The organism is Arthrobacter sp. NtRootA1 (assembly GCF_019976975.1).
Lineage (GTDB): Bacteria > Actinomycetota > Actinomycetes > Actinomycetales > Micrococcaceae > Arthrobacter > Arthrobacter aromaticivorans.
Window position 1 is genome coordinate 303,964 of the sequence record NZ_AP024630.1, and the last position, 21,806, is coordinate 325,769.

The 21,806-nt window shown below is 61.9% G+C and carries 20 protein-coding genes; 12 read left to right on the forward strand and 8 right to left on the reverse strand.

What is annotated here, in order from left to right:
- Positions 1–3 precede the first annotated feature (3 nt).
- The 4 genes from LDN90_RS01485 to LDN90_RS01500 are packed head-to-tail and all read right to left on the reverse strand — an operon-like array spanning position 4 to position 3,774.
- Positions 4–1,134 (reverse strand): FAD-dependent oxidoreductase, encoded by a 1,131-nt coding sequence (locus LDN90_RS01485; protein WP_223947641.1) that lies wholly within the window; start codon positions 1,132–1,134, stop codon positions 4–6.
- Between the two features lie 3 nt (positions 1,135–1,137).
- Positions 1,138–1,905, reverse strand: a complete 768-nt coding sequence (locus LDN90_RS01490; protein ID WP_216922438.1) for an amino acid ABC transporter ATP-binding protein — start codon at positions 1,903–1,905, stop codon at positions 1,138–1,140.
- Positions 1,902–2,798, reverse strand: a complete 897-nt coding sequence (locus LDN90_RS01495) for an amino acid ABC transporter permease (RefSeq protein ID WP_223947642.1) — start codon at positions 2,796–2,798, stop codon at positions 1,902–1,904. Before LDN90_RS01495 ends, LDN90_RS01490 begins: the two co-directional genes overlap by 4 nt.
- 49 nt (positions 2,799–2,847) lie before the next feature.
- Entirely contained in the window at positions 2,848–3,774 is a 927-nt protein-coding gene (locus tag LDN90_RS01500) for an ABC transporter substrate-binding protein (protein ID WP_223947643.1), read from the reverse strand.
- A 337-nt stretch (positions 3,775–4,111) separates the two neighbouring features.
- Here LDN90_RS01500 and LDN90_RS01505 point away from each other — a divergent pair, with 337 nt between their 5' ends.
- The 11 genes from LDN90_RS01505 to LDN90_RS01555 all read left to right on the forward strand — a co-directional run bounded on the left by LDN90_RS01505 (position 4,112) and on the right by LDN90_RS01555 (position 17,523).
- Positions 4,112–4,786: a haloacid dehalogenase type II gene (locus LDN90_RS01505; protein ID WP_223947644.1), complete on the forward strand. Its 675-nt coding sequence runs from the start codon at positions 4,112–4,114 to the stop codon at positions 4,784–4,786.
- Between the two features lie 27 nt (positions 4,787–4,813).
- Positions 4,814–6,091, forward strand: a complete 1,278-nt coding sequence (locus LDN90_RS01510; protein WP_223947645.1) for an FAD-binding oxidoreductase — start codon at positions 4,814–4,816, stop codon at positions 6,089–6,091.
- A gap of 33 nt (positions 6,092–6,124) precedes the next feature.
- Positions 6,125–7,675, forward strand: a complete 1,551-nt coding sequence (locus LDN90_RS01515; RefSeq protein WP_223947646.1) for an aldehyde dehydrogenase family protein — start codon at positions 6,125–6,127, stop codon at positions 7,673–7,675.
- On the forward strand, positions 7,672–8,790 hold the full coding sequence (locus LDN90_RS01520; RefSeq protein WP_223947647.1) for a tartrate dehydrogenase: 1,119 nt from the start codon (positions 7,672–7,674) through the stop codon (positions 8,788–8,790). The genes LDN90_RS01515 and LDN90_RS01520 overlap by 4 nt, the downstream gene beginning before the upstream one ends.
- On the forward strand, positions 8,787–9,770 hold the full coding sequence (locus LDN90_RS01525) for a D-2-hydroxyacid dehydrogenase (protein ID WP_223947648.1): 984 nt from the start codon (positions 8,787–8,789) through the stop codon (positions 9,768–9,770). Before LDN90_RS01520 ends, LDN90_RS01525 begins: the two co-directional genes overlap by 4 nt.
- 46 nt (positions 9,771–9,816) lie before the next feature.
- Positions 9,817–11,331: a CoA-acylating methylmalonate-semialdehyde dehydrogenase gene (locus tag LDN90_RS01530; protein ID WP_223947649.1), complete on the forward strand. Its 1,515-nt coding sequence runs from the start codon at positions 9,817–9,819 to the stop codon at positions 11,329–11,331.
- Positions 11,332–11,370: 39 nt separating this feature from the next.
- Positions 11,371–12,411, forward strand: coding sequence for an NAD(P)-dependent alcohol dehydrogenase (locus LDN90_RS01535; protein ID WP_223947650.1), 1,041 nt, complete (start codon positions 11,371–11,373; stop codon positions 12,409–12,411).
- A gap of 132 nt (positions 12,412–12,543) precedes the next feature.
- Positions 12,544–14,091 carry an ABC transporter substrate-binding protein gene (locus LDN90_RS01540; RefSeq protein ID WP_223947651.1) on the forward strand — a complete coding sequence of 516 codons (1,548 nt, stop codon included), beginning with the start codon at positions 12,544–12,546 and terminating at the stop codon, positions 14,089–14,091.
- A 31-nt stretch (positions 14,092–14,122) separates the two neighbouring features.
- A complete protein-coding gene (locus tag LDN90_RS01545; RefSeq protein WP_223947652.1) occupies positions 14,123–15,064 on the forward strand; it encodes an ABC transporter permease in 942 nt (313 codons plus the stop codon).
- The gene (locus LDN90_RS01550; RefSeq protein ID WP_223947653.1) at positions 15,048–15,893 is read left to right on the forward strand and encodes an ABC transporter permease; all 846 of its coding nucleotides are present in this window, start codon (positions 15,048–15,050) and stop codon (positions 15,891–15,893) included. The genes LDN90_RS01545 and LDN90_RS01550 overlap by 17 nt, the downstream gene beginning before the upstream one ends.
- On the forward strand, positions 15,886–17,523 hold the full coding sequence (locus LDN90_RS01555; protein WP_223947654.1) for an ABC transporter ATP-binding protein: 1,638 nt from the start codon (positions 15,886–15,888) through the stop codon (positions 17,521–17,523). The genes LDN90_RS01550 and LDN90_RS01555 overlap by 8 nt, the downstream gene beginning before the upstream one ends.
- A gap of 27 nt (positions 17,524–17,550) precedes the next feature.
- On the opposite strand, the gene LDN90_RS01560 is transcribed toward LDN90_RS01555, so the two are convergent.
- Positions 17,551–18,420, reverse strand: coding sequence for a LysR family transcriptional regulator (locus LDN90_RS01560; protein WP_223947655.1), 870 nt, complete (start codon positions 18,418–18,420; stop codon positions 17,551–17,553).
- A gap of 68 nt (positions 18,421–18,488) precedes the next feature.
- Between LDN90_RS01560 and LDN90_RS01565 the strand changes: the two genes are divergently transcribed.
- Positions 18,489–19,370, forward strand: coding sequence for an EamA family transporter (locus tag LDN90_RS01565; RefSeq protein ID WP_223947656.1), 882 nt, complete (start codon positions 18,489–18,491; stop codon positions 19,368–19,370).
- A 38-nt stretch (positions 19,371–19,408) separates the two neighbouring features.
- On the opposite strand, the gene LDN90_RS01570 is transcribed toward LDN90_RS01565, so the two are convergent.
- The 3 genes from LDN90_RS01570 to LDN90_RS01580 all read right to left on the reverse strand — a co-directional run bounded on the left by LDN90_RS01570 (position 19,409) and on the right by LDN90_RS01580 (position 21,680).
- On the reverse strand, positions 19,409–20,203 hold the full coding sequence (locus tag LDN90_RS01570) for a TIM barrel protein (protein ID WP_223947657.1): 795 nt from the start codon (positions 20,201–20,203) through the stop codon (positions 19,409–19,411).
- Entirely contained in the window at positions 20,200–21,357 is a 1,158-nt protein-coding gene (locus LDN90_RS01575) for a Gfo/Idh/MocA family oxidoreductase (protein ID WP_223947658.1), read from the reverse strand. The genes LDN90_RS01570 and LDN90_RS01575 overlap by 4 nt, the downstream gene beginning before the upstream one ends.
- Positions 21,358–21,464: 107 nt before the next feature.
- On the reverse strand, positions 21,465–21,680 hold the full coding sequence (locus tag LDN90_RS01580) for a hypothetical protein (RefSeq protein WP_223947659.1): 216 nt from the start codon (positions 21,678–21,680) through the stop codon (positions 21,465–21,467).
- Positions 21,681–21,806: the final 126 nt, after the last annotated feature.

Here is a 21,806-nt window from a genome sequence, read left to right on the forward strand (position 1 = left end):
TGCCTAGTTCTTGAACCTCTGTGGACGGACGAAGTCCAGACCGTCAAAGCCACCCTTGCCAAGTGCTTCGTTGGCAGCAATCTGGCCGTAGCCGGAAGCCATCTTGAAGCCGGCGCCGGAGAAGCCGGTGGCGGAGTAGATCCTGCCTGACTCAGTAAAGAAACCCAGGAGGGGCTGCGAGTCCGAGGTGAACAGGTCCGGGAAGGCATCTGAGCGGACGATGCTGGGAACCAGGCCGGGGAAGAATTCGGTCACCGTCTCAGTGGTTTCCGCAATCTCCGCTTCGGTCAGCTCCCTGGGCACCGAGTCTGCGGCGGGGGTTGGTGCCCCGCGGCCATCGAGGGTGGCTTTCACAGTGACGCTGTCCACCGCGGGTGCCCCATACATGGAGCGATCGCCGGAAATCCTGATGAAGATGGGGAACTTTTCCGGGGTGAACTGGGTTGCGTCACGGGCGACGAACCAGCTCAGGAAAATCCTGCGGGTTTCCGAGTGCGCCTTCAGGTAATCGGGCATGAGCTGTTGGGACCATCCACCGGAGGCGATGATTACCCGTTCGAAGGTCCAGGACTGTTCGCCCGAGGTGACGACAACGCCGTCGTTGGTTTCGGTGATGCTGCTGACCGGAGTATTGCCAAGGACCGTTGCCCCGTTGGCCTGTGCCGCTGCAACCGCCGCGGTAACTGCCCGGTCCGTGCGGAGTGCGCCTCCGAAGGGATCGTAAACGGCGACATCGTCAGCCCGGAGATTGTGCTGCGGGTAGCGTTCGGCCATCTCCTCGCGGCTGAGGATCTGGTGGGCAGCCCCATTGATCCGGGTAGTTTCCAGCAGTTTGGGAATGTACGGTCCATCAGCAGTGCCGATGGAGAGTCCGCCACAGCGGGTGAGGATGTCCTGTCCCGTTTCTGCTTCGAGCTCGGCCCAGAGATCCCGTGAGCGTTCCAGGATGGGGTAGTAGTCCGGCCTTCCCCTGTAAAGCATCCGGAAAAGCCGGGTGTCGCCACCCACGGCACTTCTGCCATGGCCCGCGGCGTGTGCTTCGAAGCCGACCACGGAATCGGACAGTCGCGAGGCCTGCCACAATGCCATGCTGCCAATGCTGCCCAGGCCGATGACGGCCAGTTTTCCATCCATCGACTACAGCACCTGCTTCAGGAATGCCTGGGTGCGTGCTTCCTTGGGGTTCTTCAGGATCTCCCGGGCATCTCCACGTTCCACCACGTAGCCCTCATCCATGAAGATCAGGGAATCGGACACTTCGCGGGCGAAGCCCATTTCGTGGGTGACTACCACCATGGTCATGCCCTTCTTGGCGAGGTCCTGCATGACGCCGAGGACTTCCCCTACCTTTTCGGGGTCGAGGGCGCTGGTGGGTTCGTCGAACAGGATGATTTCCGGATCCATGGCCAAAGACCGGGCGATGGCAACGCGCTGCTGCTGGCCGCCGGAAAGCTCGGCCGGGTAGCGGTCGCCGAAGGCGCCGAGGCCCACGCTGGTGAGCAGTTCCTGGGCGCGCTTGGAGGATTCCTTCTTGTCGGCACCCTTGACGAGCACCGGGCCGGACATGACGTTCTCGCGGGCGGTCATGTTCGGGAACAGATTGAACTGCTGGAAGACCATGCCTACCCGTGTACGTTGCTGGGCAAGCTTCTTGGGGGGCAGCGCGTGGTAGGCGTTGTCGGTCTCGTAGTACCCGAAATCGTCACCGTTGACTTTCAGGATTCCGGAGTCCACGGTCTCCAGGCCGTTGATGCAGCGCAGCAGTGTGGACTTTCCGGAGCCGCTGGGTCCAATGATGCAGCAGATTTCACCGCTGGCGATGTCGAGGTCGATATCGTGGAGAACGGTCTTGTGCCCAAAGGACTTACGGATTCGGCGGGCGAGGATCGTGCCGTCGTTGCTCATCGTGCGATGCCTTCCGGTGCGGTCAATACAACCTTCCTGGACTTGCGGGGGACCCGCGCGGAGGTATGGGAGTATTTCTGTTCGAGCTTGGACTGCGGGTAGCTGAGCACCAGCGTCATCACGAGGTACCACAGGCTCGCCACGATCAGCAGCGGGATGGTCTCGTAGGTACGTGCGTAGATGAGCTGGGCGCTCTGGAGAAGTTCCGCAACACCCAGGACGCTGACCAAGGACGTTTCCTTGAACATCCCGATGACCTGGTTGCCGGTGGCCGGAATGATGGAGGGCATGGCTTGGGGAATGATGATCTTGCGCATCTTCGTAGCGGCGCTCATTCCCAGGGAGTCCGCAGCTTCGATCTGGCCCTTGCCCACCGAGGAGAACCCTCCGCGGATGATTTCTGCCATGTATGCGGCTTCATTCAACGTCAAGCCGACCAAAGCTGCGGTGATCGGACCCATGAGTGCATTCGTGTCGATTGCGGTGCCGATGTCGGTAAACGGGATCCCGATGGTCAAGTTCGGGTACAAGGCCGAGATGTTGAACCAGAAGATCAACTGGACCAGGACCGGGGTACCGCGGAACAGGGTGATGAACGCGCCTGCCGTGGCCGCGATCGGCTTGATGCTCGAGGACCTCATAATCGCAATGACCAGGCCCAGGAGGGTGCCCAGGACCATGCTTGCCACCGTAAGGAAGATGGTGAGCATCAGCCCGCGGAGGATGGATTCGTGGGTGAAGTACTTCGCCACCACGTCCCACTTGAAGTTGGGGTTGGTGGAGACCGAGAAGAGGATGCCTGCGCCAAACAGGATGGAAACCACCCAGGCGACGTATTCAAAAGTGCTTCTGCGGCGAAGGCGGGGCTTGAGTGCCGGATCAATTCCGTTCATTGTCGGTTTGCTTCCGTTACTGATGGTTTGCACCATGGGAGCACCTCTCCTAGTTGAGTTTCGCATCCGTGATGGCTCCGGAGTCGAGGCCCCAGGTGGAGAGGGACTTCTTGTATTCCGGGCTGTTCAGGACCGACTGGACGGCGGCCTGGAGGGCGGGAGTCAGTGCAGATCCCTTTTTGACGCCGATAGCGGTGAGGTCGCTGGATCCAACGTTGATCTGAGGGGTCAGGATGGTGAACGATTTGGGCTGCTGCTTCTCGGCCCAGGCGAGGGAGGTTGTGTCATAGAGGATGCCATCGATGCGCTTGGATGCCAGCTGTGTCAGGGCCTCCTGGACGTTGGGCAGGGTCACGGCGTTGATCGCGGGCTGTCCCTTGGAGGTGCAGGTCTGCTCCGAAAGGGCCGGGAGGCGCTTGAGCTGGCCCGTCGAGCCCTGGGTAACGGCAATGTTCTTACCGCACAGTGTCTCGTTGGTGAGCTTCATGGGGTTACCCGCGGCCACGGCCACTGAGTTGCCGGCCTTGAAGTAGTCGATCATGTCCAGGACCTTGAGCCGCTCATCGGTCTTGGACATGGTGGTGGCGGTGAAGTCGTAGCGGCCGCCATCGAGGCCGGGGACGATCGTGTCAAACTTTGTGTCCTGGAACTTCAGCTTCAGGCCGAGCTTCTTTGCTACCAGGCGGGCGATGTCCGGGTTCAGGCCGATCGCGGTCGAGTTGTCCTCGGCGAGGAACGTCGTCGGCGGGTAGTGCAGGTCCATCGCGACTGTCAGTTCGCCCTTGTCCTTATAGGATGCCGGCAGGAGGCTCACAGCCTTTGTGTCAGGCTGCACGCCCTCGGAGATGTCCGTGGTGTTGTTGGTCTTGCTGCTGTCCGGCGAATCGCTGCTGTTGGCGGTTCCACCGCAAGCGCTCAGGGCGAGTAGTACGGCAAGTCCTGCGGCTGCAGTCTGGGCCTTGTTACGAATCTTCATGGTGCTTCCCTTCGAGGGAGTCGGTCACTGGGGAGGGAGAAGTTCTAGGTTGCAATGTGATCCGGATCTCTCCGTCATCTAATGCAATGCAACCCCCTCAACAGTAGATTGTCAACAATTGACAGAAACTTTTTTCATGCACTCCCTATATGAGAACCGTTCTAATTACGCCTACAGAAACTGTTGACAATTTACAATTTAGCGCCCTAGAGTCGAATCATCGGGCTAGAAATTTCCAGCCCGCCAGGCACGATTTCGCGGTTCAGTTCGCCTCTTTCGATACCTCCACATACTCGGGGCCAGCCCCCTTCCATCTCCCGAAAAGAACGGAAACCCCATGGCAGAGACCAACTTCCGGCCGAAGTACATCTCCTTCGATGTCTACGGCACACTGATCAACTTCGACATCGATCCCACCACCCGGCGGCTGCTTGATGGACGCATCTCCGAAGAGCAGTGGCCTACGTTCAAAAAGCAGTTCCGTGGCTACCGCTTCGACGAAGTCCTGGGCGACTACAAGCCGTATGAGGCGATCCTGCAGGATTCCTTTGACCGGGTGTGCAAGCGCTGGGGCATCGGACCGACCGAAGGTGCCGGCGCTGCGTTCGCTGACGCTGTCCGCGGTTGGGTTGCCCACGAGGACGTGCCGGCCCCGCTGAAGCTCATGGGCGACAACTACCAGCTGGTGGCGTTGTCCAACGCGGACGACAGTTTCCTGGATATCAGCATTCCGAAGCTGGGTGCTGATTTCCACGCCGTGCTGACGGCCGAACAGGCACAGGCTTACAAGCCGCGCTACCAGGCCTTTGAGTACATGCTCGATACCCTGAACGCCAAGCCGGAGGACTTCCTGCACGTCTCCTCGCACACCCGGTACGACATGCACCCGATGCATGACATGGGCTTCCGTAACCTCTGGATGCTGGACCGTGGCTATGACCCTATTGGCGAGGGCTACGACCTCAATACTGTTAAGTCCTTGGACGAGCTCAACAAGCACCTCGGTCTCTAAACCGACTTCAAGGCGAAAGGCCATACCGTGAAACTTGTTCCCTACTGGCTCGATACTGCAGAGCCTTCCGGCGATTACCGCCGCACTCCGGTCCCGGAGAACGTTGATGTTGCGATTATCGGTGCCGGTTTTACCGGGCTGTCAGCAGCCCTTGAATTCGCCAAGCAGGGCGCCACTGTAGCCGTTTTCGAACGCCACACTGTTGGCTGGGGTGCTTCGGGCCGTAACGGGGGAATGGCTACGACCGGTTTGGCCATTGGCTTCAGCACGGCAGTCAAGCGCTACGGGGCTCCCCGTGCAGTGGAGATGTTCCGCGAATACAACGATGCCATCGAAACCATCGAGAAGCTGGTGCACGACAACGGCATCGACTGCGACTTCAAGCGTTTCGGCAAGCTCTCCCTCGCGTTCCACAAGTCCCACTACGACGGCTTCCTGAAGTCCCAGGAGCTGCTCGCAAACCTGGTCGATCACCACGTAAAGGTCATCCCCAAGTCAGAGATCCACAGCGAAATCGGCACGGACTTCTACCAGGGTGCCATGATGGATCCGCTGGGTGCGGGTCTCCACGTAGGGAAGTTCGTGCACGGTCTGGCAAAGGTGGCAGCCGACAACGGCGCAGCCATCTGTGAGAACGCCGCCGTGACCGAGCTGAACAAGGTCTCGGGGACAGTGCACGATGTGCACACCACCCGTGGAATTACCCGGGCCAAGCAGGTCCTGGTAGCCACCAGCGGTTACACCGGCAACGTCACCCCGTGGCTGCAGCGTCGCGTGATCCCCGTGGGTAGTTTCATCATCTGCACGGAGCCTCTGTCCGAAGAGGTGGTGAACCGCATCCTGCCGAACAGGCGCCAGGCCTCTGACAGCAAGATGCTGACGTACTACTTCAGGATCACGCCGGACAACAGGCTGCTGTTTGGTGGCCGGGCCCGATTCGCTTTGTCCAGCCCGGATTCGGACGTCAAGAGCGCCGAAATCCTGCACAAGGCCATGACTGAACTCTTCCCGTACCTCTCCAAAGCCAGGGTGGACTACATCTGGGGCGGTCTGGTGGACCTCTCCATGGACCAGATGGTCCATGCCGGCCAGCATGACGGCCTCTTCTACTCCCTGTGCTACAGCGGCCATGGTGTTCAAATGGCAGCCCACATGGGTAAGCGGATGGCCCACTACATGGCCGGCGACAAGTCGGCAAACGTGTGGGAAGACCTGAAGAACCCGCCGGTTCCCGGCCACTTCGGCCCGCCATGGTTCCTGCCGTTCATTGGCGGAGCCGCGAAGATCATCGACCGTATCAAGTAGACATTCCGCTAGCCAGGCAAGGTAAAGGTTCCCATGAGTTCATCAACAACCGTCGCTGGAGCGCGCCTAAAAACAGCTGGGGAAACGGCCTACAGACGGGCAAGCGTTGCGGCGCTTCCCGGTGGCGCGTTCCTCGAAGGCCTTTGGGAGACCGCCGACAGGACCCTGGAAGTACGTGACCCTGAAGACGGCGTGCTGTTGGGCACTGTGTGTTCTTCAACCCCTCAGGATGTCCGCCGTGCGGTTGCCCACATTCACCACCACCTCTTGGACGATGAATGGCCTCTCCGGGAACGCCGCGAGGCTTTGGAACGGGCTGCAGTGCTCCTGGCTGAGCAGTCGGTACGGTTTTCGGAGATCATTGCCGCCGAGAGCAGCAAGACCATCAACGAGGCTGAGCGTGAAGTACGCCGGTGCATCGAGACGTTGCGGCTTTCGGCGGCAGCGTCGAGCGAACTCGTGGGGGAAACTCTCGGCTTTGAGGACAGCATGGCAGGAGCCAACAAGATCGGCTGGTACAGCCGGAAGCCTGTTGGCATTATCGCCGCTATTACGCCTTTCAACGATCCGCTGAACCTCGTGGCACACAAGCTGGGCCCGGCGCTTATCGGAGGCAACGGCGTCGTACTTAAACCCTCAGGCCGCACCCCGCTGACCGGGCTGGCTTTCGTTCACCTGTTGCTTGAGGCCGGCGTTCCGACAGGCCGCATTGCCGCGATCGTGTCGGGACCCGGGGTGTCCGAAGCGATCGTGACCGACCCCCAGGTGGACCTGATCTCCTTCACCGGCGGGCCAGCGACGGCCGATCGCATTGCTGCCGCCGCAGGAGCGAAGAAGATCCTTTCGGAACTGGGCGGCAACAACGCTACGATCGTCTGCGCCGACGCTGAAGCGGCAACTGCTGCTGAGGCGGTCGTCGCCGGGGCATTCGGTGTGGCCGGCCAGAATTGCCTGTCGGTCCAGCGGGTTTACGTTCACATTTCGCTGTTCGAGGAAGTCTTTGAAAAGGTCGTCGCGGGGACCCGTGCACTTCGCGTCGGGGCGAAGATGGACCGAACCACCGATATCGGTCCGCTCATCAGCGAAGCGGAAGCCCGGCGGGTGGAGGCCTGGGTGGAGGAAGCCAAGGCGGCCGGCGCCACTGTCCGTGTGGGCGGTCAGCGCCACGGCGCTTTCTACGAGCCAACCGTACTCGCCGATGTGCCGGCAGACGCCCGCGTCATCGTCGAGGAAGTGTTTGGCCCGGTGGTCAGCATCATGCCCTTTATCCAGATCTCTGACGCCATCCATGCGGCCAACGCCTCCGAATACGGGCTCCAGGCCGGTGTCTTCACCGAGTCCATCGACCTGGCCCTGGCAATTGCCGACAAGCTGCACGTGGGGGCGGTGGTCATCAACGAGACAAGCGACGTCCGGATCGATTCCATGCCGTTTGGCGGGTTCAAGAAGTCCGGCGTGGGCCGTGAAGGCGTCAAGCACGCAGTCCGCGAAATGACCGAGCCCAAGAGCACAATTATCAAACTGGCGGAGCCCGCCACCCGCTGGCAGCAGCTGACGGGCACCTCAGAACGGAATGCATCATGACTACCCACAAAATCGCGGTCATCGCCGGCGACGGTATCGGCAAGGAAGTGGTCCCTGCGGCCATCCAGACCCTCGAGCGGATCGCTGAGATCCACTCCATCGATCTGAAGTTCACGCACTTCGACTGGGGATCTGACTACTACGCGGAGCACGGCCGCATGATGCCCGTGGACGGCCTGGAGCAGTTGGCGCAGCATGACGCCATTTTCCTGGGTGCCGTGGGCTCCCCGGAGGTCTCCGATGCTGAATCGCTGTGGGGGTTGTTGATCCCCATCCGCCGCGAATTCCAGCAGTACATCAACCTGCGGCCGGTAAAAACGCTCGACGGCGTGAAGTCGCCCCTGGCGAACAAGGAACCGATCGATATCCTCATCGTGCGTGAAAACAACGAAGGGGAATACTCGGAGGTCGGTGGACGCATGTACCGCGGACTGCCGCACGAAACCGCTGTCCAGGAAACTATCTTCACCCGCTTGGGAGTATCGCGGGCCGCGCACTACGCCGCGTCGCTCGCGTCCTCCCGCAGGGGCCACCTGACCTCGGCCACCAAGAGCAACGGCATCATCCACACCATGCCCTTCTGGGACGAAGTGGTGGAAGAAACCACCCGCCTCTACCCTGACGTAACGCTCACCAGCGAACTGGTGGATGCCTTGGCTGCGCACCTGGTCCTCAAACCCTGGACTTTTGACGTAATTGTCGCCTCGAACCTTCTGGGCGACATCCTCTCGGACCTGGGCAGTTCCGTCACCGGTTCCATCGGTGTGGCTCCCAGTGCGAACCTGAATCCCGACGGTGATTTTCCATCCCTCTTTGAGCCGGTGCACGGATCTGCCCCGGACATCGCAGGGAAGGGACTGGCAAACCCGGTGGGCCAGATGTGGTCCGGCGCGATGATGCTGCAGCACCTGGGCCACCCGGAAGCTGCTGAACACCTCCAGCTGGCGTTCGAGGCAGTTTTGCGCGAGGGCCTCGGAACCCGCGATGTGGGGGGCCCGTCGTCGACGTCGGAATTCACAGCCGCTGTTTTGGCCGCCATCGATGTCATTGGCGTGGTTGGCTCGATCGAGGCCGGCACGGCAACCAAGCCTGCGGGAGCACCGGCGTCGTCATGACGGTTACCCCTGGAGGCAAGAGGCCTGTTGTCGCGGCGTTGTACCGGGAGGCCTTGCCGCCCCGGTTGGAGGAGATCGAAGCCCTGGCCGAGGTCCGGCTGACCAAGGCGGAGGGACTGGCTGAAGCGATGGACGGTGCAGATGTCCTGTACCAGTGGCATTCGTTTTCCCCCGCCCTGCGCGAGAACTGGGACGTCGCGTCATCGCTGAAGTGGGTCCACGTAACAGCTGCGGGCGTCAGCCAGCTCCTGTTCGACGAACTCATCCACAGCGATGTGGTCTACACGAACTCCCGCGGAGTCCTGAGCCGTGCAATAGCCGAATTCACGCTGGGCTTCGTCCTGGACTTCGCCAAAGACTCGCAGGGCTCGTTCAAGCTTCAGCAGCAGCAGCGCTGGCAGCATAGGGTCACCCGGAAGATCCAAGGTCAACGCGCCCTGGTGGTGGGCACCGGTTCCATCGGGCGGGAAATTGCGTCCCTGTTCCGTGCGGTAGGCCTGCAGGTCAGTGGTGCCGGGCGAAGCAGCCGTCCGGGAGATGAACTGTTTGATCATATCCATTCCTCCCGGGACCTGGCCGGGATCGTGGGCGACGTCGACTACCTCATCCTGGCAGCGCCACTGACCGAGGACACCAAGGGACTCGTGGATGCTGACGTCCTTTCCGCCATGAAATCCACCGCACACCTCATCAACGTGGGCCGCGGGGAACTGGTTCGGACGGACGCGCTGGTGGAAGCCCTGTCCTCCGGATCCATTGCCGGTGCAGCACTGGACGTAGTCCATCCCGAACCGCTTCCCGCCGGGCATCCTTTATGGAGCATGGACAACGTCATCATCACACCCCACATGAGCGGGGACACCGAGGACTACCTCGACGATCTTGGGCAATTGTTCGTTGACAACCTGCGACGGTTCAGCCAGGGCAAACCCCTGCAGAACATCGTGGACAAGAACCTTGGGTTCGTCCCGGTCTCCTGACCCTGTTTCGCGTTTTCCCAGCCTTCTTTACCTAAGGAACTTTGCCATGAGCACCTCAACGACGACGCTCACCCGGATCAACCACTTCATCAATGGCGCCGAGTCCACGGGGGAGGGGGAACAGACCCGGCCCGTGTACAACCCGGCCACCGGCGAGGTCACCGCTGAACTGCGTCTGGCGAACGAGGCTGACCTGAACACGGCGGTGGCTGCGGCGAAGAAGGCTGCGCAGTCCTGGGGTGATATTTCCCTGGCCAAGCGCACGGGCGTGTTGTTCAAGTTCCGTGAACTCGTCGCCGCGCACGTGGACGAGCTGGCCGAGTTGATCACGGCCGAGCACGGCAAGGTCCTCTCCGACGCGAAGGGCGAGATCGGCCGTGGTCTGGAAGTGATCGAGTTCGCCTGCGGCATCCCGTCCCTGCTCAAGGGTGACTACTCGGACCAGGTCTCCACCGGCATTGATGTGTTTTCCTTCCGTGAACCCCTGGGCGTGGTGGCCGGTATTACCCCGTTCAACTTCCCTGTGATGGTGCCGTTGTGGATGGCTCCGATGGCGATCGCGACCGGTAACGCGTTCATCCTCAAACCCTCCGAGCGGGACCCGTCCGCACCGATGTTGCTCGCGAAGCTGTGGAAGCAGGCCGGTTTGCCTGATGGGGTGTTCCAGGTCCTGCACGGCGGGAAGGAAACCGTTGACGGGCTCCTGACGCACCCGGATGTGGACGGTATTTCCTTTGTTGGGTCGACCCCGATTGCGCAGTACGTCCACGAAACCGCCACGAAGCACGGCAAGCGGGTCCAGGCCCTGGGCGGGGCGAAGAACCACGCGATCGTGCTTCCGGACGCTGACCTGGACAACGCAGCTGACCACCTCGCCGCCGCGGCGTTCGGTTCCGCGGGGGAGCGGTGCATGGCGATCTCCGTCGCTGTCGCTGTCGGGGACGCGGCTGATTTGCTGGTGAAGAAGGTCCAGGAACGTGCCCTGGCCGTGAAGGTCAACAACGGCACAGTGCCCGGTGCGGAGATGGGTCCGGTCATCACCCCGGCCTCCAAGGAACGCATCGAACGGATCGTCACCGAAGCAGAGCAGGCCGGCGCTGCCATGGTGGTGGACGGCCGCGACCTCGCCGTCCCCGGCCACGAGGAAGGTTTCTGGGTTGGCCCCACCGTGATCGATCAGGTCAGCACCGAAATGAGCGCGTACACGGAGGAGATCTTCGGGCCCGTGCTGGTGGTGGTCCGCGTGGACACCCTCGAGGAGGGCATCGCGCTGATCAATGCCAACCCGTACGGCAACGGCACCGCGATCTTCACCTCCTCCGGCGCCGCAGCCCGGACGTTCCAGCGCTCCGTGACCGTGGGCATGGTCGGCATCAACGTGCCCCTGCCCGTTCCGGTGGCTTACCACTCCTTCGGCGGCTGGAAGAACTCCCTCTTCGGCGACAAACACATCTATGGCCCCGAAGGCGTGTCCTTCTACACCCGCGGCAAAGTCATCACCTCCCGCTGGCCCGAACCCACCCACGCCTCCGGCGCCTCCTACAACTTCCCCTCCAACTAGTCCTGGCGTTTTGGTGCCAACTGCCGAAAGAAGGATGACATGCCTACTACCGTGAAGGCCTATGTGGCCTCTTCTCCCACCTCGGAACTCACTCCTGGCACTGTGGAGCGGCGCGATCCCGGCGATTTCGATGTGCAGATTTCCATCAAGTACACCGGAATCTGCCACTCCGACATCCATGCCGCACGCGGAGACTGGGCCAGTAACTACCCCCTGGTGGTTGGCCACGAAATCGTCGGAGTGGTGGAAGCTGTCGGTCCAAAAGTCACCCGTCATTCGGTGGGGGACCGGGTGGGCGTGGGCTGTTTCGTCGACTCCTGCAGGGAATGCGTCAATTGCCGGGCAGGCGAGGAACAGTACTGCCTGCAAGGTGCAACGAGCACGTACAACTCTTTCGGCCGTGACGGGTTGCCCACCGCGGGCGGTTACAGCACAAGCATCGTGGTGGATGAGAATTACGTCGTTCGGATTCCCGATGGCATACCCCTCCCAGATGCGGCCCCGCTGTTGTGTGCGGGAATCACTATGTACGCCCCGCTGCGTAACTGGAAAGCCGGGCCAGGCAAGCGCGTCGCCATCATAGGAATGGGCGGACTTGGTCATATGGGGGTGAAGATCGCTGCGGCTTTGGGAGCCGAAGTCACTGTGCTCAGCCAATCGCTAAAGAAGCAGGAGGACGCCGTCAGGCTCGGCGCCAACAGCTACTACGCAACATCTGAGCCCGCGACCTTCGAATATCTGAAGGGCCAGCTGGATCTGATCATCAACACCGTCTCCGCGGACATCGATGTGGATGCCTATCTGTCCTTGCTTGCCTTGGACGGCACCATGGTCCTCGTGGGGCTGCCCTCCAAGCCCCTGAGCCAGCGCGCTTGGTCGCTGGTGGAATTCCGACGCAACCTCAGCGGGTCAAGGATGGGCGGGATCCGCCAAACACAAGAAATGCTGGACTTCTGCGCCGCCCACGGACTGGGAGCAGACGTGGAAGTCATTCACGCAAGCCAGATCAACGAAGCATTCGAACGGGTACTCGCCAGCGATGTCCGCTACCGCTTCGTCATCGACGCCACAACGTTCTGAGGCACTCCTGCTGAAGGGCAAATTATTACGAACGCCAAGAACGCCATTTCGCGGAAATACAGAGGTAAGGCTAACCTAAATAGTCTTCAATTTCCCACGTGCTTCCCCGGGCACACTTAACAGGCGGTTCCATTGCGCAAACTCAGCCGATCCGCAGCCCTAGGTCTTGCGGCCCTCCTTGCCCTAACGGGTTGTGGTCTGAGTGGGGCCCAGACTGGTACCGCCGGGAAGGCCGCGGATACCAACCAGCGCATTGTGGTGGACAACTTCCGTGCACCCGTTGCCAACTGGGCGCTGGAATCCGACTCCGCGTACATCCTGTCGCTGTCCGGGTGCCTGGAGACGCTGACCAAGTACGACTCCGCCGAGGGCAAGGTGGTTCCGTTCCTGGCAACCGAATGGAAGCAGGTCTCACCGCTTGAGTGGGACTTCACCCTTCGCCAGGGCGTCAAGTTCCAGGACGGAACCGACCTCACTGCCGAGTCGGTGGCTGCGGCCCTTAACACCGTCCTCAAGGCCAAGGTCCCTGCCCGGGCGTTCAACCCGGGCATTGTCAGCGGTGTCAAGGCCATGGACGCCAAGACAGTTCGTGTGACAACTCCTGCGGAGAGCCCGCTGGTTCCCTTCCGACTTGCCAGCGTCAACACCGGCATCCTGTCACCGGCTGCTTACCAAGGCGCCACCGTGGACCCCTTCGGTCACTGCACCGGGCCGTTCGTTCCCGTGTCCGAGAAAGCCAAGCAGTCCCTGACGTTGGATCGCAACAAGAACTACTGGGGCGGCCAGGTGCAACTCGCTGGGGCCGAAGTCCGCTTCATCACCAACGGCGCCACCCGCGCAGCCCAGGTCCAAACCGGGGAAGCTGACATCTCCCTTTCAATCCCTGCCTCCGGCCTCTCCACGCTTAAGAACGCCTCCGAAGTTTCTGTTCTCAAAGCCAACTCACCCCGCACGGCGACGCTCTACATGAACAACGGACGTGCTCCCTTCAACAACGTCGACTTCCGCAAGGCCCTGCGGTCCGCACTGGATCTTGATGCCTTGGCGGCCAGCGTCTACGAGGGCGCAGCCCTCCCGGCAGCGGGACCGTTCGCACCCTCCGAACCGTGGGCTTCAGGCAAGGCAAGCCCACCCAAGCAAAACATTGAGGAAGCAAAGAAGCTCCTCGCCGAAGCTGGATACACCGCTGACAGGCCCCTGGAGATCATTGCGATCGTGGAACGGTCAGAATTCGCCGACGTCGCCACCGTGATCCAGGACAACCTCAAGAGCATTGGCGTCCCGGTAACTATCCAGGCCAAGGAATACGCCTCAGCTGAACCGGACGTTCTGGCCGGCAATTACGACATGATCCTCAGCCAGCGAAACAGGCTGATCGATATCGCTGATCCGATCGGCTTCCTCACCGCGGACTATACGTGCAAGGGCACCTACAACCTCAGCCACTTCTGCAACGAGGAGTATGACGCCACCATCGCTGAAGCGGCCAAGACGTCCAACACCGAGGAACGCTACAAGCTGTACGCCAAGGCCGGCGAGATCCTGGATGACCAGGCCGTGAACCTCTGGCTGGTCAATGAACAGGCAACAGACGCCATCCGCAGCAACGTCCTCTCCTACGTTCAGGATCCGCTGTCCCGTTACGTCCTGACAGCTCAGACCGCAAAGTCCGGCTCCTAGCAGCGAGCTGGGACAAACGAACCAAACCCGCATGATCACGTTCCTTGCGAAGCGGACGGCGACCCTCGTGGCCGCCGTCCTGCTGTCGTCTTTCGCCGTTTTCCTTATCCCCTATGTCACCCCGGGCGATCCGGTCCGCAAGATCATCCGTTCGCGGGTGGCCGGGGATGTCGTGGACGATTCCACTGTCCAGGCCCTCGGCCAAAGCCTGGGTCTCCACGATCCACTGCCTGTCCAGTACTTCCGCTGGCTCGGAGCTTTCTTCAGCGGCGACATGGGGTTGTCGCATATCAGCCGGACACCCGTTGTTGACCAGGTAATGCCCGCTCTTGGCATCACCCTCAGCCTGGTGATCGTGGCTCTGGGCATCGCGGTAATCGTTTCGCTGCCGTTGGGGATCGTTGCAGGACTGAAGCAAGGTGGAAAAGCCGACAAACTGATCACCACCATTACCCAGTCCTTCATCGCTATGCCCGAGTACTGGCTGGCGCCTCTCCTGGTCTTGGTTTTCGCACTCAAACTGTCCTTGCTGCCGTCAGCTGGCTGGAACACCACATCATCCATAGTCCTGCCAGCGGTAACCCTCGCCCTGCGACCCATCAGCTTCTTCACCTCAGCGGTGCGCTCCGGCATGATCGATGCTTTGGAAGCAGAGCACATTCAAGCCGCCAGGGCCCGCGGTCTCAGTCACGTCCAGACCATCATGCGGCATGTCATTCCCAACGGGCTGGTCCCGTTGTCCACTCTTTTCGCCGTATGGTTCGCGGGTCTCCTGGGAGGTTCGGTCATTGTGGAGGTCGTTTTCGCGATTCCGGGCATGGGACGGCTCCTTTACGACGCCGTGGTGAACAGCGATATTCCCCTGGCGCAGGGCGGTGTCGTCGTCGTGGTTGCATTGGCCGTAGCGATCACCACCCTCGCGGACTTCCTCCATCGGATCCTCAGCCCTAAGGTGAGTGGCGCCCTTGCGTAACCTCTCAGCGGTAGACAAGGCCGCCGTCGTCGTCCTCGCCATGGTGGTAGCCGCAGTAGCCGCCGCGCCCTGGCTGACGCCGTTCCCGCCGGACGACCAGAACCTTGCCGCGCGCCTTGCATCGCCAAGCGCCACTCATTGGCTGGGAACGGACCACCTTGGGCGGGACACGCTCAGCAGATTGCTCGACGGCGGTCGCTTCTCTTTGGTGGTGGCTGCACTTGCCACGGTGCTGACTGGACTCGTTGGCTTGGTGATCGGCGTGCTGAGTGCGCGCCGCAAGGGCTGGCTGGACGAGTTCTTTACGCGCACGAATGATGTCCTGCTCGCCTTGCCGGAGATGGTGGTGGCATTGTTCATCGTGGCTGCGATGGGAACTGGATTCTCGTCGTTGCTCGTGGCGCTCACGGTCACGGGATGGACCCCGTTTGCAAGGCTCGCGCGCACGCTTGCCTATGACGTGTCTGCACGCGGATTTGTTGAAGCGGCGCGCGTGGTGGGCTGTTCGCCGTCGTTCATCATTTTCCGCCACATCCTTCCGCATCTGGCAGCGCCGATGCTGGGACAGGCGACGCTGCGGTTCGGGCAGCTCCTGATCAGCGTCGGAGCGCTGTCCTACCTTGGGCTGGGTGTCCAACCACCGCAATCTGACTGGGGCTCCATGGTGGCAGCGGCCCAACCCTACGCTGAGCGGGCTCCGTGGGGGATCATCGCCCCGGGACTTGCCATCTTCCTGGTGGCTCTCTGCGTCACCCTGATCGGTCAGCGGGCCTCCCGCCGGGCAGCAGACCCCGTAGATGTCCTCGTGGTGGAGGGTCAGCATGCCTGAGCTCGTCATCGAGGACTTGACCGTCCGCAGCACGGCCACCGAGCCCCCGATCCTGTCCAGAGTTAGCCTGACGGTCCGGCCGGGAGAGTTTGTTGCCCTCGTGGGAGGCTCGGGTTCGGGAAAGACCATGACTGCCAAGTCCGTCCTGCAGTTACTGCCGGAGCCGCTGCGGATTGAGTCCGGGTCCATCCGACTTGGCCCACTGGATGTGACCAATGCGCCGGAAACAGAGTTGAATCGCATCCGAGGTGGCCGGCTGGGGATGCTGTTCCAGCAGCCCAAGAGGATGTTTAATCCGAACAAGACCATCCGCAAGCACCTGAAGGAACCCCTGAAACTCCACGCAGGCCTCGCAGGCAAGCCCGCGGATACGAAGGTGCTTGAACTGCTCGTCGAGGTTGGCTTCGAAGATCCGGAATGGGGCGCGCAGGCCTACCCCCACCAGCTTTCCGGTGGAATGGCTCAACGGGCAATGACGGCCATGGCGTTGGCTGGCCAACCCGAAATTCTGCTGGCAGACGAGCCCACCTCCGCCCTGGACAAAGTGCTGGAAAGCCAGATCCTTGAATTGCTGGACCGTGAGCGCAGGCACCGTGGGCTCGGCATCCTCTACATCACCCACAACCTGGCGTCTGTGGCAGCCTTCGCGGACAGGGTCCTGGTGATGGACGCCGGGAAGATCGTGGAGTCCGGCACCACGGAGGCCGTTTTGGGCAGCCCCAAAACCGCCTACACGCGGAAGCTCCTGGACGCATCAAACCTGTTGCCCACGAGCATCACGGACGTCACGCCGCAGGGGCGTAGCGTGCTGACCCTTACGAACGTCGTCAAACACTTCGGGCCTGGTAAGCGCTTGGGGATGGGCAAGCGTTTTGGGATGGGCAAGCGTTTTGGGCTGGGAAATGCTGATCGGCCCGCGTTGAACTCGGTTTCGCTAGCCCTTAAGCAGGGCGAGATCCTTGGTGTCCTCGGCCAATCCGGGTCCGGGAAAAGCACGCTCGCCAGGGCAATCGTCGGGCTGGAAGGAATCAGCGGCGGTAGCATCACCCGCACCCTGGCGGCAGGAGAGATCAGCCCGCCCACCGCTGTGCAGTTGGTCTTCCAGGAACCCCACGATTCCTTCGACCCCCGCATGACGCTTCGCGCCAGCCTTGAGGCTCCCCTCCGGCGGCACGCTGGACTTTCGCCCGCCGAAAGGTCGCAGCGGCTTCAGGACGCCATGAAGGAAGTAGAACTGGACCCGTGCCTGCTGGAAAGGCGCCCGGGACAATGCTCCGGTGGCCAACTGCAGCGCGTCACGATTGCCCGGGCACTCCTGTTGGAACCCGAGGTCCTCATCTGCGACGAAGCGACGTCGGCCCTGGACGCCCTCACGCAGCGAACCATTCTTGACCTGCTGCAGCGGCTGCACCGGGACAGGGGATTGTCGCTGATGATCATCACCCACGACATGGACGTAGTGCGGCACATGTGCCAACGCGTAGCCGTACTCTTTCAGGGCCGCCTCGTGGAACTCACCGACACCCACAAGTTCTTCGCCGAGCCCCAGCACGAGCACAGCAGGGATCTGGTGTCAGCAGCGATTCCCTGTCGGGGACTGCATCTTAAGAAAATGCGCGCGGCGAGCTAGAAGAAGATCCGCGCGGGGAGCTGGCAGTCATCCCGAGTACAGCCCGATCAGTAACTCCACGATCCGGCCGCGCTCCTGCGGCGGATCCTTCGTGGACCACGCGAGGTAGACGGACACCGACGGGGCGTCGCGTACCGGACGGTAGATGATGCCCCGGCGTCGATATTGGTGGGCCGTGGACGCGGCAGTCATGCCGCGCGCCGCCCCGCTGCCAATCGTCGTCAACCAATCATCCACATCGTTAATGGGTACGATGTCCGGCCGCTCCTCCTGCGCCCACAGCTCAAGAGTCGTGCTTCCCGTCCGCAGGTCCATGGCCACGGGCCGTTGGGCCACCTGCGCCATGGTTACGGAACGTCGCGTTGCGAGGGGATCGTCCGAGGACATGGCACAGTACCGCTTCTCCTCGCCAATCCGGACGTGCTCGACGCCGGCCGCATCCGGAAGGCGTCGAAGGATAGCGAAGTCGGTGGTTCCCTCGGCGAGGCCGCCGGTAGGGGAGTTGGAGTGCAGCAGCTGCAGTTCCACGCCCGGGATTGCGACCGCCCATCGGCGCTGGAACTCCATGGTGTGCTCGCCTAAAGCGGACCACGCATAGCCGATCCGGATCTTTCCAGTACCGGACCGGGCCTCCCTTTCGAGATCGCCCAGAAGTGAGAGGACCCGCCGTGCCTTGGCTACGACGCGCTCGCCGGAGCGAGTCAGGCCCACGCTGCGGGTGGTCCGTTCCAGGAGCCGCACCCCGAGAACCTGTTCCAGCCCGGAGATGTTGCGTGAAACGGCCGCTTGGGACATTCCCAGGCCAATGGCGGCATCGGTGAATGTGCCCTCCTCGACTACAGCCAGGAGGCACCGTAGTTGCCTCACCTCGACGTCCATACCGTCAATCTTATTCATACGTCCACCGCATAAATAGCCTCGTCCATGCATTTAGCGGATAGACGGTCCAAGCGCAGAATTTCCCCATGATCGATACGAGGGCAGTGGGAGTAAAGCCGTCCCGGAAGGCCGGTGGCGCGGCGACCCTCCTGGCCAGCGCACTTTCCAACCAGCTTGGCGCCGCCACCGCATCATTAGCCTTTCCTGTCATGGGACCCGTAGGTGTGGTGGCGGTGCGACAGCTCGTGGCGGCGGCCGTTCTCTTGCCTATCGTCCGGCCCCGGTTGAGGGAATTGAGCTGGCGGCAATGGTGGCCCGTCCTTCTGCTCGCCGTCTCGTTCGGCACCATGAATCTTGGCCTGTATGCATCCATCCAACGGATCGGCCTTGGACTTGCCGTCACCCTTGAGTTCCTTGGGCCGCTGGCCGTGGCGTTGATCAGCTCGCGACGAAAGAGCAGTGCGCTCTGCGCGGTGGTCGCTGCATTCGGCGTTCTGGCCATCACTCGGCCCGAAGCATCCGTGGACGTCGTAGGGATCGGCTTGGGGCTCATTGCCGCTTGCAGTTGGGCCGCCTATATCCTTCTGAACCGGACCGTCGGCCAAAGAGTGCAAGGCATCCAGGGCACAGCAGCCGCAACAGGAGTGTCGGCCACGCTGTTCCTGCCTGTCGCCGTCGTGGTTTTCATCAGTCAACCGGTGGACGGCTTGGCGATTCTTTGTGCTGTGGCGGCCGGTATCTTCGCATCCGTGCTGCCTTACGTGGCCGATCTGATCGCGCTTCGACGGGTCCCCGCGAACATGTTCGGCGTGCTCATGAGCATCAACCCTGTGTTTGCTGCAGTCATTGGTGCCGTGGTCCTGCACCAGGATCTGGCCGCGGGGCAGTGGGTGGGCATCGGACTGATCGTCGCCGCCAACGCCGGGGTGTTGCTGCTGCGGCAGCACAACCCAACTGAGTCGCATTAGAGCGCGTTTAGAGCCCTCTAAACGCGCTCAGCTGCGACTCAGTTGGGAGAGAACGCGGCGCGGAAGGCTGCCAACGCTGCGTCGCCCGCTTGGATGCCCTGACCCCCGATCGCACTGGCCTCCATGCCAATCACTCCCGAGTACCCGGCGTCGCGGAGTGCTTTGGCAATGGCCGGGTAGTTGATCTCGCCTGTCCCTGGTTCGAAGCGGCCCGGCACGTCGGCAACCTGGATCTCGCCCGTAAAAGGCTGGGCTGAGCGCACGAGTTCAATAAGGTTCCCCTCGCCGATCTGGGCGTGGTAAAGGTCCAGCATCATCTTCACATTCGGGTGGTCTACGGCCCTGACCATGGCCAGTGTGTCCTTGGCGCGTGCCAAGGGAATGCCGGGGTGGTCCAGGATCGTATTCAGATTTTCCAGGGCAAACACGATGCCGTGCTTTTGGCCCAGCTCAGCCAGCTGTTCCAAAGTTCGGAGGCCGGTCAACCACATCCCGCCGGTGGACCGGTGGGCGGGACGGACAGCCCGCCCGCCTTCGCCGAGTTCGCTTGGGTGAACCACCATGCGTTCGACGCCCAGCTCAAGTGCTGTGGGGATCAACTTTTCGGCAGAGGCCAGTACTTCATGCGCAGTACTGGAATCGATGACGCTGCCGCCGAAGTAGCCACTCATGGAGGAGAACCTGGCGCCGGTTGCTGCGAGGGCTGCGATGTCCCGGCCACGGGTGTCCCATAGCTCCACCTCAAAACCTTGATCGTGAATGCGGCGCACGCGATCGATCAATGGCAGCTCGCCGTAGACCATCTCGGCGCAGACCGCCAAGCGGAAGCTCATGCTCCCTGCCCCGGGGCCTGAAGCTGTGCTGTTGAATCCGTTTCGGCTGGACGAAGGTCGGCGATCGAGGAAACGTCAACGGGAAGCCCAGTCCGGGCTGACGTGAAAGCGGCCAAGGCAACCGCCAGGGCGTTGCGTGCATCCACGCCCCCGGGAGCAGCGACAGCGGCAGGCGGGTTTGCCGGCGTCGTGCGTTGATTGACTCTGCCCCGGCGTGCGGCGACATCGTCCGCGAAGTGGGCCAGCTCTGCCGTATAGGCGTCGTGGAAGAGTTCGATGTTCAGGCGGGTGGTGTCTGACCCGATGCCGGCGGCTGTGTAGCTGGTGGCGTTGGTGGCCTGTGGACTGCCGGCGGTGACCATGCCGGCAGCGCCGAACACCTCGCCGCGGACGTCGTAACCGTAGAGGGCGTTGAAGTTGGCTTCTGCTACAGCGATGGCACCGTTGCTGTAAGTGACAGTGACAACGGCAGTGTCCAGGAGGCCGCCGGCCTTGGCATCGGGAGCAACCAAAGCATCTGCGACTGCATGGACTTTCACTGGGACCGCGCCCGGATTCAGCCAGTTCAGGGTGTCGAAGTCGTGAATGAGGGTTTCCAGGAAGATGGTGCCCGGGGCAATCCTCTCCGGGTTGCTGATGCCCGCTTCGGTACCGGGATCGCGAGTGAGGGAGCGGAGCAGCTGCGGGACTCCGACTACGCCGTCGTCGATCAGCTTCCGGGCCGCGGTGAAATCGTTGGAGTAGCGGCGGTTGAAACCGAAACGGAGCACGACGCCGGCACTCTCCGCCGCTTCAATGGCGGAGTCGAGTTCGGCGATAGTCCGTCCGCCGGGCTTCTCGCAGAACACGTCCTTCCCGGATTTGGCGGCAGCGGCGATCAGCTCGGAATGGAACCTCAGGGGAGTGGCGATAAGTACTGCGTCCACGTCGGGATCGGCGAGGACGTCGGCAACATCGGTGCTGATTTTGGTGACGCCGAGGCGGCTTGCGAGGGCTTCCACAGCGGGTAGGACTGGATCAGCGATGGCTTCCAACCGTGCATTCGGGATCCTCAGGGCGATGGACCCGGCGTGGAATGCGCCGATCCATCCGGCGCCGATCACGGCGATGCGGACAGGCCGGTCCTCGATGACCGGGTGCTGAAGGTACGTCATTGTTGTTCCTCGATTCAGGCTTCTAGAACGATCTAGTGAAGCAATGCTCGCACGCTGGGTCCGCTGATGTCTAGATCGTTCTAGTTCCGTGTCTTGCTGCACTCCGGCTAGGTGTCGTCGTTCCGTCGGGCACGTGCATGAGGAAGATGACGCCCGAAGGCCAGCCTGATGAGCGGGGTCAGCAACAGGAGCAGCAGGACGCTGCCAACGCCGACAATGCCGGCAAGGAAAACGAGGCCGGCCATGAACAGGAGGTGGATGTCAGTTGCATCGGCAAGCGGTAGGGCAGCCGATAATGCCGATACCTGGTTGAGGGTGTTCATATGTGGCTCCTGCCGCGCATCAGTCAGTTGCTCGTTCCAACACCTGTTAAGTGCGCCGGGTAGAAGAAAAATGTCACCGTTACGGCAACGCTTTCGGGGGGCTGAAGATTATTCGAAAAGCCCGCG